This is a genomic window from Enterobacter sp. WP_7_1, assembly GCF_003688535.1.
Classification (GTDB): domain Bacteria; phylum Pseudomonadota; class Gammaproteobacteria; order Enterobacterales; family Enterobacteriaceae; genus Enterobacter; species Enterobacter asburiae.
Genome location: NZ_REFK01000002.1, coordinates 91873 through 105723, shown reverse-complemented (window position 1 = coordinate 105723; position 13851 = coordinate 91873). Strand labels below are relative to the sequence as shown.

The 13851-nt window shown below is 62.2% G+C and carries 14 protein-coding genes; 5 read left to right on the top strand and 9 right to left on the bottom strand.

The window, feature by feature from the left end; genetic code table 11:
- Positions 1–62: 62 nt before the first annotated feature.
- Positions 63–233 carry a YfgG family protein gene (locus BJ885_RS09875; protein ID WP_147449217.1) on the top strand — a complete coding sequence of 57 codons (171 nt, stop codon included), beginning with the start codon at positions 63–65 and terminating at the stop codon, positions 231–233.
- On the opposite strand, the gene BJ885_RS09870 is transcribed toward BJ885_RS09875, so the two are convergent.
- Positions 230–1120: a LysR family transcriptional regulator gene (locus tag BJ885_RS09870; RefSeq protein ID WP_121931844.1), complete on the bottom strand. Its 891-nt coding sequence runs from the start codon at positions 1118–1120 to the stop codon at positions 230–232. The two genes, BJ885_RS09875 and BJ885_RS09870, sit on opposite strands and share 4 nt — an antisense overlap.
- A 97-nt stretch (positions 1121–1217) precedes the next feature.
- On the opposite strand from BJ885_RS09870, the gene BJ885_RS09865 reads away from it, so the two are divergent.
- From BJ885_RS09865 to BJ885_RS09855, 3 genes are read left to right on the top strand one after another with little or no spacing between them, the layout of a single operon-like run.
- Positions 1218–2447: an MFS transporter gene (locus BJ885_RS09865; RefSeq protein ID WP_121931843.1), complete on the top strand. Its 1230-nt coding sequence runs from the start codon at positions 1218–1220 to the stop codon at positions 2445–2447.
- A gap of 50 nt (positions 2448–2497) precedes the next feature.
- On the top strand, positions 2498–2965 hold the full coding sequence (locus BJ885_RS09860) for a DUF6130 family protein (RefSeq protein ID WP_121931842.1): 468 nt from the start codon (positions 2498–2500) through the stop codon (positions 2963–2965).
- 11 nt (positions 2966–2976) lie between these two features.
- Positions 2977–3720: an alpha/beta fold hydrolase gene (locus BJ885_RS09855; protein WP_121931841.1), complete on the top strand. Its 744-nt coding sequence runs from the start codon at positions 2977–2979 to the stop codon at positions 3718–3720.
- A gap of 10 nt (positions 3721–3730) precedes the next feature.
- On the opposite strand, the gene BJ885_RS09850 is transcribed toward BJ885_RS09855, so the two are convergent.
- Positions 3731–4174 carry a helix-turn-helix domain-containing protein gene (locus BJ885_RS09850; protein ID WP_121931840.1) on the bottom strand — a complete coding sequence of 148 codons (444 nt, stop codon included), beginning with the start codon at positions 4172–4174 and terminating at the stop codon, positions 3731–3733.
- A gap of 115 nt (positions 4175–4289) precedes the next feature.
- Between BJ885_RS09850 and BJ885_RS09845 the strand changes: the two genes are divergently transcribed.
- Positions 4290–5504 carry an MFS transporter gene (locus BJ885_RS09845; RefSeq protein ID WP_121931839.1) on the top strand — a complete coding sequence of 405 codons (1215 nt, stop codon included), beginning with the start codon at positions 4290–4292 and terminating at the stop codon, positions 5502–5504.
- Here BJ885_RS09845 and iolB read toward each other — a convergent pair.
- The 7 genes from iolB to BJ885_RS09810 are packed head-to-tail and all read right to left on the bottom strand — an operon-like array spanning position 5470 to position 13830.
- Positions 5470–6294, bottom strand: a complete 825-nt coding sequence (gene iolB / locus BJ885_RS09840) for a 5-deoxy-glucuronate isomerase (RefSeq protein WP_121931838.1) — start codon at positions 6292–6294, stop codon at positions 5470–5472. The genes BJ885_RS09845 and iolB overlap by 35 nt on opposite strands.
- A gap of 9 nt (positions 6295–6303) precedes the next feature.
- Entirely contained in the window at positions 6304–7194 is an 891-nt protein-coding gene (gene iolE / locus BJ885_RS09835) for a myo-inosose-2 dehydratase (RefSeq protein WP_121931837.1), read from the bottom strand.
- 11 nt (positions 7195–7205) lie between these two features.
- A complete protein-coding gene (iolC, locus tag BJ885_RS09830; RefSeq protein WP_121931836.1) occupies positions 7206–9110 on the bottom strand; it encodes a 5-dehydro-2-deoxygluconokinase in 1905 nt (634 codons plus the stop codon).
- A 12-nt stretch (positions 9111–9122) separates the two neighbouring features.
- Positions 9123–10256 carry a Gfo/Idh/MocA family protein gene (locus BJ885_RS09825; protein ID WP_121931835.1) on the bottom strand — a complete coding sequence of 378 codons (1134 nt, stop codon included), beginning with the start codon at positions 10254–10256 and terminating at the stop codon, positions 9123–9125.
- Between the two features lie 8 nt (positions 10257–10264).
- Positions 10265–11293 (bottom strand): ABC transporter permease, encoded by a 1029-nt coding sequence (locus tag BJ885_RS09820; RefSeq protein ID WP_028014045.1) that lies wholly within the window; start codon positions 11291–11293, stop codon positions 10265–10267.
- An 11-nt stretch (positions 11294–11304) separates the two neighbouring features.
- Positions 11305–12852, bottom strand: a complete 1548-nt coding sequence (locus BJ885_RS09815) for a sugar ABC transporter ATP-binding protein (RefSeq protein ID WP_047060733.1) — start codon at positions 12850–12852, stop codon at positions 11305–11307.
- Between the two features lie 48 nt (positions 12853–12900).
- The gene (locus BJ885_RS09810) at positions 12901–13830 is read right to left on the bottom strand and encodes a sugar ABC transporter substrate-binding protein (protein ID WP_023333011.1); all 930 of its coding nucleotides are present in this window, start codon (positions 13828–13830) and stop codon (positions 12901–12903) included.
- Positions 13831–13851 lie beyond the last annotated feature (21 nt).

Sequence of the window (13851 nt, the reverse complement as noted above, 5' to 3'; positions counted from 1 at the left end):
TTAATATCCTTGTCGCCCAAAAGGGCTTATCCAGGAAAAACAGAGTGAGTCAGGTCACGCGTATGCGAAAACGACATCAATTTAATACCCGAATGACCCGCATCATACTGCTCATCAGCTTCCTGTTTTTCTTTGGCCGCTTCGTTTACTCTTCAATTGGCGCCTGGTATCACCATCAGGACAAAACTCAGTCGCAGCAACCCAGCCTGACCGTCGATACCGCCGATCGCTAAACAGCCGCAGGATGTTGCACGAGCCGAATAATGGCCGCGATCCCTTTGCTGAGGATTTTATCCTGCCGCATTACCACCGCCAGCTGCCGCTGCAGCATGGGCGTAAGCGACATCACGCATAGCCCTTCGCGATCGGCATCCTGTTCGACCGCCATTCGCGGCACAATACTGTAGCCCAGCCCCGCGCGAACCATGCGTTTGATCGCCTCGATGCTGCCAAGCTGCATCACCGGTGCGATCGCTAATCCATTAGTCGCAAACCAGCCATCGATCAGCGCCCGGGTACCGCTGCCTGATTCAAAGGCAATCAGCGGCTGAGCGTGCAGCGCCTCCGGGGTGAGCGCCCTGAAAGCATCCTGCTGCTCCCGCGACGCGATAAAAACAAACTCTTCGTCCATTACCGGCATGACGTCCAGCGCTCTGCCGCTCACCGGCAGCGTCACCAGCCCCATATCGAGCCGGTTCTCTTCGATGGCCCTGACGATGTCGAGGGTGTTGCCCGTCGTCACCCCCACGCTCAGGACCGGATAGTCTTTGCGCAGCTTCTCCAGCAGCGGCGGCAGAAGATGGATGCAGGCCGTTGCCCCCGTGCCAAGCGTAATAGTGCCGCTCACATCGTGGCTGAATGCGCTCACGGACCGGATAGCGTCATCCACCGCCTGCTGAATACGCTCCCCGTGCGCCAGCAACGCCTGCCCGGCAGCCGTAGCCTTAATCCCTCGCCCGGTACGCTCCACCAGCCGCGTTTGCAGAAACTGCTCCAGCTGACGTATTTGCAGGCTGACGGCGGGCTGGGAAATGCCCAGCACATCCGCTGCCGCTGAAAAGCTGCCGCGCTGGATCACCAGACGGAAGGTGGCGAGATAGCTCAGATTAAGCGTTGTCATTCAAAGTTTCTCTTATATCGCGCATAAGGTTGCTGCCCTGCCAGCACAATAGCGCGCGAGTTATGCTCAGGACAACTGCCTAACGGAATGAAAAACAATGAAAACACCCGCCCTGCCACGCCGCCTCGCCCTCACGGCGGGATGTAATCAGCTTATCAACTGGGGGATCTCGTTTTATATGCCCGGCACCTTTGCGCTGGCGATTTCAGCCGACCGGGGATGGTCATCACCGCAGATTTACCTCGGCCTGACGCTGGCGATGCTGGTGATGGCGGCGGTTTCCCCGTTTGTCGCCCGCCTGCTGGCACGCTTTGGCGGTCAGACGGTGGTGATGAGCGGAACGTTGCTGATCGCCGCAAGCTGCGCAGGGATGGCCTATACCCAGACGGTTTTTGGCTGGTACTGTGCCTGGCTGGTCACCGGCGTCGGGATGCGCCTGTCGCTGTACGACGCGCTGTTCGCCGCGCTGGTAAACCTCTACGGGCAGCAGGCGCGAAGAACAATCTCACGCGTCACGCTGGCGGGCGGGCTGGCCTCCGCCGTCTTCTGGCCGCTGGGCGATGCCCTGCTTCAGGTGATGAGCTGGCAGGAGGCGCTGCGCGTCTACGCTCTCTTCGGCCTGCTGAGCGCGATGCTGATTCGAACGCTTCCCCGGCAAAGGCTGACGGTGACGACAATGGTCGCCGCGCCGCCGCTGAACAACGAGCGGCGTAACGGCTGGCTTTATGCCGCCTTCATTGCCCTCATCACCTTTGTCTCTAACGGCACGTCCACCCATCTGCCGGAGTTTATTGCCCACTTCGGCCTGCCGGTCGCCATCGGCATGCTGTGGGGGATCGGCCAGACGGGCGCCCGCTCGCTGGAAGTGCTGGCGGGTGCCCGCTTAACCCCCTTCAAACTCACCCTTTTTACCGCGCTCGCCATGCCGCTCTGCTTTCTTCTGGGGACGAGCAGCGCCCTGTTTATGTGGTGTGCAGCAGGGTTTGTGCTGGGCTACGGCGCTATCAACGGGCTGGTCACCATCGTGAAAGCCACCCTGCCGCTGGAACTGTTTAGCACCGAAAGCTATGCCCGCCGCACGGGCATGCTGCTTATCCCCGGCCAGCTGATGGCGGCAGCCTCACCGTTTGCCTATGCGTGGCTGAATAAAACGCTGGGGATCGCGGGTGCAATGTGGGTTTCAACGGGGCTGACGCTGGTGATTGCCGGGCTGGCGATAGCGATTGTGTACCGTCCCGGCAGGCAAACTGTATCGCACTGTATCCAGAACCCTGCGCTGACAAACGGGTACAAAACGCCGCCTCCGGCAAATATCTCCGATACATAAAAATGGTTTTCTTTCCCTGTCGCCATTCAGAACCGATGAGGAGAGAACCCATGATCCGTCGTTATGCACTTATCCCCCTGCTTGTCCTGGCATCTGTAGCCCATGCCCGGGCCACACCGCTGGACAACCTGAGCGCCAGGGACGTTAATGGCCCCGCCGCCGTTGCGCCGCTGGCGCAGCCGCAGCCGCCTGCCAGGCTAATAGTCGATCCGCCGCTTGCCGGGCCGCTAAGCAAAGGCGCGGTGTTTATCCAGTACCGTGCCGAAAACCTTCGCATCGAGCCGGTATTCGGCCCCGAAGCGCTCAAGGTCACGCCGCGCATCGGGCACATTCACGTGGTGGTGGATGACGCGCCGTGGCACTGGGCTGACGCCAGCGGAGAGCCGGTTATCCTGGTGGGGCTGCCCGCCGGTAAACACAAGGTGACCATTATTCTGGCCGACCCGACGCATAAGCCGCTCGACCACAAAACCGTTGAATTCACCGTCCCGCCCCACGCGGCGGTCCACCATTTTTAAGGAGTCTGAAGATGAAAGCACTGTCTGTAGTGACGGCAGGCCTGCTGGCGCTTTCCGCCAGCGCCTTTGCGCAGAGTAAAACCAGCGTCGTGCTGGTCCACGGCGCGTTTGCCGACGGCAGCAGCTGGAATAAGGTAATAACCCTGTTGCAGAAGCAGCACGCCGAGGTCATTGCCGTCCAGCTCCCGCTCACGTCGCTTAAGGATGACGTTGCGGCCACGCGGCGGGCCATCGCCCGCGCCAAGGGTGACGTGGTGCTGGTGGGCCACTCCTGGGGCGGCACCGTAATTAGCGAGGCGGGTAACGATGCGCGGGTAAAATCGCTGGTGTACGTGGCGGCGTTCGCGCCGGATTCCGGTCAGTCGACGGCGGATCTGGCAGGAAGCTATCCTGCCCCGCCGGGCAGCGCGGACATTGCTAAAACGGCGGACGGCTATTTATACCTGCCGACAGGAGCCGTCAGAAAGGACTTCGCGCCTGACGTGAAGCCAGCCATTCAAGATACGATTGCCGCCACGCAGGGGCCGATTAAGGCCGAGGCGTTTGGCGAAAAGGTCGCCCACGCGGCGTGGCATGACAAACCGAGCTGGTATGTGGTCAGCAGAAATGACCGAATGATCAACCCCGATCTTGAACGGGCGATGGCGAAGACGATCCATGCGAAAACCGCCGAGGTGGCGGCAAGCCACGTGTCGATGGTGAGCCAGCCGCAGATCGTTGCCCGGACGATTGAGCAGGCGATAAGCAGTAATTAACCGGAGCGACTCATTCGATCTTCTGCACTTCCGTATCCACCGCCAGCAGCGCAGTGCCGTCATGCGCTGCTGGCGCCATAAAGGGAACCGGCCTGCCCGTCCGCCTGTCGACCAGCAGCGAGTAGCGCTCGCCCTGCGCAAACAGATTTTGCTCTCCCCACTGACGCAGCGCCACGATCACGGGGAAAAGACGTTCGCCTTTGTCGGTCAGAACATATTCCTGATAAGCCGTGCCGTCCGATGCCCCCTGTAACGTCAGGATTTCTGCCTCAACCAGCTTGCGAAGCCGGTCAGAAAGGATGTTGCGCGCCACCCCAAGGCTGCGCTGAAAATCCCCGAAGCGCGTCATGCCGTCAAACGCATTACGCACAATAAGAAGCGACCAGCGATCCCCGAGCAGGTCAACGCTGCGGGCAACGGGACAATATTCCTCTTTTACCGTATTTCGGGACATCACCTGTTTTCCTCGCAAAGGCCACCCTATAACTAGTTGCATTTTAAAACTGCTTAGCCTAGCATTCAACCAGTTTCATTTTAAAACCAGGTTATCACAGGCGAGGATTTTGAATATGTCACTGACGTCAGCTCTTCCTTCAGCCGACATGCCGCGCAGCATGGTCTGGCTGTTCGCCACCGCCAGCGGCCTAAGCGTGGCAAACGTCTATTACGCCCAGCCTTTGCTTGACGCGCTGGCGAACGATTTCGGCATCAGCCATGCGGCCGTGGGTGGCGTGGTGACCGCGACACAAATTGGCTGCGCGCTGGCTCTTTTGCTTGTCGTTCCTCTGGGTGACAAAGTGGATTGTCGACGACTCATGGCAGTACAGCTGATTGCTCTGGTGGTGGCGCTGGTTTCCGTCAGCATGGCACAGTCCTCTTCAGCGCTGCTTATCGGTATGCTTGCGACCGGTATGTTGGGCACGGCCATGACGCAGGGGCTGATCGCCTACGCCGCCAGCGCCGCGTCGCCCCATGAACAGGGACGCGTTGTCGGCGCGGCTCAGGGCGGCGTGTTCATAGGTTTGCTGCTCGCTCGCGTCTTTGCCGGTGGCATCAGCGATATCGCTGGCTGGCGCGGGGTTTATCTTTGTGCTGCCGCGCTCATGCTCATGATTGCGTTACCTCTGTGGTGGCGACTCCCCGCTCTGCCAGCCGTCACTGCCACGATGAGCTATCCGCGCCTGATTGGCTCAATGCTCACGCTGCTGCGGCAGGAAAAAGTGCTGCAGATACGCGGCGTGCTGGCGCTGCTGATGTTTGCATCGTTCAACATTTTCTGGAGCGCGCTGGTGCTGCCGCTGAGCGCACCGCCGTTTAACTTTTCGCATACAGCGATTGGCGCGTTTGGACTGGCTGGCGCGGTGGGCGCGCTGGCGGCTGGCCGGGCAGGACGCTGGGCCGATCGGGGATATGCCCAACGCACCAGCGCGGCGGCGCTGAGTATCTTATTGTTAGCCTGGTGGCCCTTGTCGCTGATGGACCGTTCACTCGGGATCTTGCTTATCGGCATCATACTGCTCGATTTGGGCGGTCAGGCGCTGCACGTCACTAATCAGAGCATGATTTTCCGCACCCGTCCCGAGGCGCACAGCCGGCTGGTCGGGCTTTACATGCTGTTTTATGCCGTCGGCAGCGGGCTCGGCGCGCTCGGCACAACGATGACGTATGCCTGTGCCGGCTGGCCGGGCGTCTGCCTGCTTGGCGCCTCGGTCAGCCTGCTGGCGCTGATGTTCTGGTGGCTAACCCGCGCTAGACACCGCTGTCCGCGGGATAATCCCGATTAATCCACGCGTGGTCCTCTTCCCAGGTGAACATCCATTTGCGCACCGGCCCGGCCATAACGTTGAGGTAATAGCTGTCATACCCGGCCATCGTCGCCACCGGGTGATAGCCCTTCGGCACCATCACCACGTCACGGTTGTAGACCGCCATACACTCATCCAGCGTTCTGTCGTCGGTATAGACACGCTGCATGCAGAACCCCTGCTCCGGATTGAGGCGATGGTAGTAGGTCTCCTCCAGATACGTCTCCTGCGGCGGGTTATCCGTGTCGTGCTTGTGGCTCGGGTACGAGCTGGTGCAGCCCTCATTGGTCCACACCTCCACCACCAGCAGGCTGTCGGCGGGCTTGTCTTCCGGCAAAATGTTGTGCACGTAGCGCTGGTTATGACCTTTACCGCGCGCTTCGCCGTCGATATCCTGCGGCGCAATCAGCCGCGTCGGATACGTGCCCTTGCCCGGCGCGGCGCAGACCGCCAGCTCCAGCGTCGTCAGGGCTTTCACCTGCACCGTTTCCTGCGGGGCGACGTAAACCGCCCACGGCTTGATGCGCTCGAACGGGCTCATCCGCTCGCCGATGTCGTTAAACTGCGCGGAGGGCGTGCTGATGGAGGCCCGCCCGGCGACCAGCACCAGGCAGCGCTCTTCGCGGACGGCGGGCAGCGTCAGCGTCTGCCCCTCCTGCAGCTCATACGCCTCAAAGCCAACATATCCCCAGCCGGCGCGTTCCGGCGTAACACACTGGGTGCGCCCCTCCGCGTTCGGCTGTTGCCAGCGTGATAACAGACGTGACATGTCCCCTCCTCACATCAGTCCGGCGTCGCGGGCCAGACGGCTCAGGTTGTTATACCCCAGACGGGCGTAGGTCAGCGGATGGGCAATCACCGGATCCTGCTCCGCCTCGACCACCAGCCAGCCGTGATAATCCTGGGCCTTCAGCAGCCGCATAATCGGCGGGTAATCGACGCAGCCGTCGCCCGGCACGGTAAACACGCCGCTCAGCACCGCATCGAGGAAGCTGGTTTTGCGGTTTTTCACGTCTGCCAGCACGTCGGCGCGCACGTCTTTGCAGTGAACGTGGTTGATGCGCGACGCCCAGCGCTGCGCCACCGCCAGCGGATCGGCCCCGGCAAAGGTCAGATGGCCGGTATCGAGCAGCAATCCGACCGCCTCCCCGGTGTGGATCATCAGGTTGTCCACATCCTCGGCGGACTCAATCACCGTGCCCATATGGTGATGGTAGGCAATCTGGACGCCCTGCTGCTGGGTGTAGCGGGCAAATTCGGTGAGCTTCTCGCCGTACTCCTTCCAGCGTTCCTGCGGGAAGCGCGGGCGCAGATGCACCGGGGTCTGCTGTTCGCCGTGAATGCAGCCGCTCACTTCCGCAAAGACCAGTACCTTCGCCCCCAGCTCGCGCAGCAGCGTCAGGTGGGACTGCACGGCGGCGATCTCCTCCTCCACGCTGCGCTCCAGCAGGCGGCCGGAGTACCAGCCGGAGACCAGCTGCAGGTCGTGGCGCTGCAGGATAGGGCCAAGCAGGCGCGCTTCGCGCGGGAATTTATTGCCCAGCTCGAAGCCGGCAAAACCGGCCTCTTTACCTTCGCTCAGACAGGTCTCCAGCGACGTTTCCGCGCCGAGAGAAGGCAAATCGTCGTTCGTCCACGTCAGCGGGTTAATGCCTAATTGCACACTCATTGTCGTCTCCATTATGCGTGTCCGCGCTCGCGCCACCAGGCGATAAGCTGCAGGTAGTTGTCCCGGATGCGCGCCACCAGCTGCGCATCGTCAATATCGTGCTTCAGCCACGCTCGGGAGGCATCGCCAAACAGCGTGCGCCCCACGGCGAAGCCTTTTACTACCGTCTGCCCCGCTGCGGCTTTGAAGTCGGCGCGCAGCTGTTCCGCCGGAGCGTCCAGGCCGAGGATAACCACCCCGCGGCAGTGCGGGTCCCGGCGTTCGATAATCTCGCTCAGCGCCGTCCAGCCGTCGGCCGAGAGCGGCGGCAGCTTCCACCAGTCCGGGTAAATACCCAGGTTGTAGAAGCGGGAGATGGCGCGCAGGTAGAGCTCGTCGCTGCGCGGCATGGTCGCGGGCAGGATCACCTCCAGCAGCAGCTCGTGCCCGGACCGGCAGCAGGCGTGGTACACCTCAGCGATTTTCAGCTCCTGCTCCAGGCGCAGGCCGTGGGCATCTTCCGGGTGGAAGAAGACCAGGCACTTCACCACGTGCTCCTGCGGCCAGCTGATAAGCTGGGTGCCGATGTTGCCGTGCTCCATCTCCAGCGGCCGGGAGCCCGGCAGCTCGATGGGACGGCCAATCCACCACCCTTCCCCGGTGATCGCGTTCAGCGCGTCCTGACCAAAGGTGCCGTCGCACAGCAGACCGGCTTTGCCCTCCAGCCCGGCGCGGCTCGCCGCCTCGCGGCTGGCCTGCAGGATCAGCTGTTTCAGCGCCGGAATGCGCTTAAGCGACGCTCCGCACTGCATCGCCATATCCTCAAGCTGGCTGCGGTGGTCGAAGGCCATCACGCACAGCTCCGGCCATTCGCGGCGGCGGGTGGTCACCCGATGGAGATGGTTAAGACGCGGGTCGAGATCCGGGCGCGGCACGTCCGCAGCGCGGGAAAGATAGTCATCCAGCTCGATTTTGCTCGGCATCGCCGGGGCGCAGCCGTGGCGCGAGACCACCAGCGCGCCGCAGGCGTTGGCGTAGCGGCATGCCTGCTCCCAGCCCTCGTCGTTCAGGTAGCCGCGCAGCAGGCCGGACATAAACGCGTCCCCCGCCCCAAGGACGTTCAGCACCTCCACGCGCACGCCGGTCACCGTCAGGCCGTCGTCCAGACGGGGCGGAATGGCGTCGGTATAGACCGAGCAGCCGAGCGCGCCGCGTTTGCAGACCAGCGCAGCGTCACTGACGGCGCGCACCTGCTCCAGCGCCTGGAGGGTATCCGTGCTGCCACCCGCAATGTGAAACTCCTCTTCGGTGCCGACAATGACGTCGAAGAGGTGCAGAACCTCCTGCAGCTCGCGGGTGACCTTATCGGCGGCGATAAAGCGCGTTTCGCCGTCGCCTAAGGCGGTCAGCCCCCACAGCACCGGACGGTAGTCGATGTCCAGTACCGTGCGTACGCCGTGACGGCGGGCATAGCCCAGCGCCGTCAGCACCGCCTCGCGGGTCTGCGGATGAGAAAGGTGGGTCCCGGTGATGGCAAGACAACGTGCGGAGGCAATGTAGCTTTCGTCCACATCGCTGGCGGTAATCGCCATATCCGCGCAGTTATCGCGATAAAAAATCAGTGGAAAGGTGTCCCGGTCTTTAATGCCGAGCAGCACCAGCGCCGTAAGGCGTTGTTTATCGGTAATCAAATGGCTGGTATCGCAGCCCACCTGGTTGAGCTCTTCCCGCAGGAAGCGGCCCATATGTTCATCGCCGACGCGCGCCAGCATCGACGAGCGTAAACCCTGACGCGCGGTGCCGTACGCCACGTTACCCGACGACCCGCCGAGGTATTTGGCGAAGCTCGACACGTCCTCCAGACGGGCACCAATCTGCTGGCTGTAGAGGTCTACCGCCACGCGGCCCATGCATATCACATCAAACTGCTTTTCCACGTTGATACCTCATCAGACAATGTCGTTCACGTTCAGCCAGCGGCCTTCCCGGTGCGAGAGTGCAATCGCGTCCAGCACGCGCGACACCTTCCAGCCCTCTTCGAAGTCCGGCCACATCGGCGCGTCGGCGGCAATCCCGTCCACCAGGTCGCGCACCTCCACCGTTTTTTGATCGTTAAAGCCAATCCCGTGGCCCGCGCCCATGCAGAACGCGGCGTAGTCCGGGTGCGCCGGGCCAACGAGCAGCGTGCGGAACCCCTGACGGTTCACCGGATCGTCATGCAGATAGAGCTTCAGCTCAGCCATGCGCTCCTGGGTGAAGCTGATGGCGCCTTTCGTCCCGGTGATGACGTACGAGAGCCCCATCTTGCGGCCGCAGGCAACGCGGGAGGTTTCAATAACCCCTTGCGCCCCGCCCGCGAAGCGCACCATCGCGTGGGCCTGATCCTCGTTTTCAACGGCAATCATCTCTGACGATCCGGCCTTCGCCGGGCGCTCCGGGACCACGATCTTCAGGTCGCCGCAGACCTGCTCGATCTCCCCGACCAGGTACTGGGCCATATTGACGATGTGCGCCGCGAGGTCGCCCAGCGCCCCCAGCCCGGCGGTCTCTTTAAAGCAGTGCCAGTGAATGGGCGACAGCGGGTCGGCCATATAGTCTTCGTTGTGGGTGCCGTAGAAGTGGATCACCTCGCCAATCTCGCCGCGCGCGATAATCTCCTTCGCCAGTTGCGCCGTCGGGTTCTTCATGTAGTTGAACCCCACCAGCGTTTTCACCCCGGCCCGCTTCGCGGCGTCGACCATCTCGCGCGCGTCGTGGGCGTTAAGCGCCAGCGGCTTCTCCGAGTAGACGTGCTTGCCGTGGCGGATCGCCTCCAGCGCCATCTCCTTATGCAGGTGGTTGGGTGAGCAAATATCCACCACGTCAATGGCCGGGTCGGCCACCAGCTCCCGCCAGTCGCCCGTGGAGCGGCTGAAGCCAAACGCCCGCGCGCGCTCTGCCGCCAGCTCCGGCGTGACTTCCGCCACCATCTCGCGCACCAGCCTGCCGCGCAGGTTGAACACCGTCGGGGCCTGGGCATAGGCGATAGCGTGCGCCTTGCCGATATACCCGGTGCCAATTAATCCAATACGAACCTCTTTCATCGTGATCCTCACAGTGCGCCGCGACGGCTTTTGGCATAGGTATCGAATGCCACCGCCAGAACGATAATTAATCCGGTGATAATCTGCTGGTAGTAGGCCGAGACGTTCATCAGCACCAGGCCGTTAATCAGAATGCCCATGATGATGGAGCCGATAATGGTGCCGCCGATGCGCCCGTAGCCGCCCATCAGCGAGGTGCCGCCGATCACCACCGAGGCGATGACGCGCAGCTCAAAGGAGATCCCGGCCACCGCCTCGGCGCTCCCCAGACGCGCGCTCAGGATGAAGCCCGCCAGCCCCGCCAGACAGCCAATCAGCACGTAGACGCTGACCAGCACGCGCTTGACGTTCACCCCCGCCAGGCGCGCCGCCTCCGGGTTGCCGCCGATGGCGTAGACGAAGCGGCCCCAGCGGGTTTTATGCAGCGCCAGATAGCCGCCGACGGCGACGATGGCGAAGATCCAGATAGGAATGGAGATGCCGAGCAGCTCCCCGCGTCCCCACCAGCGGTAGCCAGGGTCGAAACCGGCAATCGGCGCGCCGTCGTTAATCACCAGCGTCAGGCCGCGCCAGATGGTCATGCCGCCGAGGGTAACGATGAACGGCGGCAGGCGCAGGCGGGTGACGCCCAGGCCGTGCAGGAAGCCAATCGCCGTGCCCATGGCCAGACAAATCCCCAGCCCGATCAGCCAGCTCATGCCGCCCCAGGCGTTCGGATCGACGGTGGTGAAGTTGTCGCCTTTGATCACGTACGCCGCGGTCATGGCGCACACCGCCAGAATGGAGCCCACGGAGAGGTCGATCCCGGCGGTCAGAATGACGAAGGTCATCCCCACGGCCATGATCCCGTAGATAGACACTTCGGTCAGGATGTTGAAAATATTGCGTTCAGAGAAAAAGTTGCTGTTCTGCGACTGGAAGAAGATCAGCAGCAGGATCATGAAAATCAGCACCCCGAAGCGCTCGAAGAAGGCGATGGGGTCGATGCGTCCGGCGCGTTTTACCGGGGCCTGCGTTTTAGAAATCATCTGCGTCATGAGAAACTCCGTTATGCCGCGTTCAGGGCGTTGTGGTTGATGGCCATCATCGTCATCAGCCGTTCTTCGTTAGCGTCGTCGCCGTGGATCTCGCCGGTCACCCGGCCTTCGCTGAGGGTGATGATCCGGTCGGACACCGCCATCACCTCAGGCAGATCGGAGGAGATCACGATCACCGCCACGCCCTTTTTCGCCATGTCAAACAGCACCTGGTGCACTTCCGATTTGGTCCCCACGTCGATGCCGCGCGTCGGCTCATCGACGATCAGCACCCGCGGGTTGAGCGCCATGCAGCGCGCGAGGATCACTTTTTGCTGGTTGCCGCCGGAGAGCTTGCGCACCTCCTGCGCGCTGTTGACCATTTTGATCTGCAGCGCCTTGCGGTAGGACTCAATCAGATCGTCTTCTTTGCGGGTGTTTACGAACCAGCGCCACTGCAGCAGCGAGGAGAGGCAGGAGAGCGACAGGTTGTCGCGAATCGACAGCCCCAGCACCGCCCCCTCTTTTTTGCGGTCTTCCGGCACCAGCGCCACGCCCTGATCGAGGGCATACAGCGGGTCGCGCGGCTGGTACGGCACGCCGTCCAGCTCAAAGCTCCCGGAGGTAAACGCGTCTGCGCCAAACAGGCAGCGGGCCACTTCGGTACGTCCCGCGCCCACCAGGCCGGCAATGCCTAAGACTTCCCCGGCGTGGACGTGGAAGCTGATGTCGTGCAGGGCAATGCCGTGCGGATCCAGCGGCGGCTTTTCGCGGCTCAGCCCCTTCACCGCCAGGCGGACGGGTTTGTCTTCATGATGCGTTTCGCTGGCGGGACGACGGTTAAAGGCCACGTCGCGTCCGACCATCAGGCGGATCAGCTGTTCGACGTTGGTCTCCGCCACCGCGCCGGTGCCGGTGAAGCGGCCGTCCTGGAAAACGGTAAAACGATCGCAGAGCTGGAAAACTTCGTGCAGACGATGGGTAACGTAAATAATGCTCACGCCGCGGTTTTTAAGCTCCCGCACCACGCGGTGCAGGCTTTCCACCTCGCTGTCGCTCAGCGCGGCGGAAGGTTCGTCCATAATGATTAACCGGGCGTTGAGGGTCAGCGCCCGTGCGATCTCCACCATCTGCTGCTGGGCCACGCTCAGACGGGCGACAGGCGTGGTCGGCGCAACGTTCAGCTGGAGGTAATCGAGAATGACCTGCGCCTCCTGGTTGACCGCCCTTTCGTCGACGATCAGGTTACGCCTGCGCGGCTCGCGGCCGAGAAACATGTTTTCCGCGACGGTCATGTTGGGCAGCAGGTTGAACTCCTGATAGATGGTGATAATGCCCTTGTTCTGGCGCGCCACCGGGGAGTCGTCCACCGGCAGCGTTTCGCCGTTGAACCAGATATCCCCGCGCGTTTGCGGCTGCGCGCCCGCGAGCGCCTTCAGCAGCGTGGATTTTCCCGCCCCGTTTTCCCCCAGCAGGGCGTGAATTTCTCCGCTGCCGACGGTCAGCTGAGCGCTGCTCAGCGCCCAGACGCCGGAAAAGCTTTTTGCCAGGTCGGTCACTTTCAGTAAGGGTTGCGACATCAGTCTGCTCCTCCTCATGATGAGCCGCCAGAGGCGGCTCGGGACATATTAATTACCGGCCTCACCGATACGCTCAGCCTGCTGCAGGTTCTCTTTGGTGATCAGCGTCGGCGGATAGTCGGCCCCGGTAATGGCTTTCTTCTCGCGCACGTTGGCCACCAGCTGGCTCATCGCCGTCTGCACCGCAAAGCCCGGGCGCTGATCCGCCGTTACCGCCAGCCAGCCGTCGCGCACGCGGGCCAGCGCTTCCGGCACCGCATCAAACCCGGTCACGAGGATTTCGCCCGGCTTCACGCCCTGGCTCTGCAGCGCTTCAATCGCGCCCAGCGCCATATCATCGTTGGCGGAGAGGATCACCTGCGGCCGTTTCGGCAGCGAAGGCAGAACGCTTTCAACAATACGCATCCCTTCAGAACGCATCCAGTTGCCGGTCTGATCGGCGACGATCTTGTATTTATCCCCGCCCGCCTTCAGGCTGTCGCGGATCCCTTTGGTGCGTTCAATATTGGAAGAGGAGCCCGGCTGACCGGTGAGGAGAATGATGTCCGCGCCGTTGGGGAATTTGGTTTTAACGAAGTCGCCAACCGCCTGGCCGCCCTTGTAGTTGTTGGCGCCAAAGTGCGGCACTTTCTTCTGGCTGTCGACGGAGCGGTCAAGGGTGACGATCGGCAGCTTTGCATCCTGAATTTCATCCACCGCGCTGGAGACCGCGTTGACGTCGTTCGGGGAGACGATAAAGCCCTGCGCCCCGCGGGTGATGGCGTTTTCCAGGTCAGCCACCTGCTTCGGCGAGCTACCCTGCCCGTCCAGCACCTGAAGCTTCACGCCCATCTCTTTTGCGGCTTTCACCGCCGTGCGCTGCATGTGAACTTCAAACGGCATGGCCAGGTTTGGCGTACTGAAAACAATTTGCTCGTTTTCGGCGAGGGCGGCCCCGGACGTCATGGCGATGAGGGCGGCTACGATCAGTTTTTTCATTATTATGTCTCTCTGTGTAGG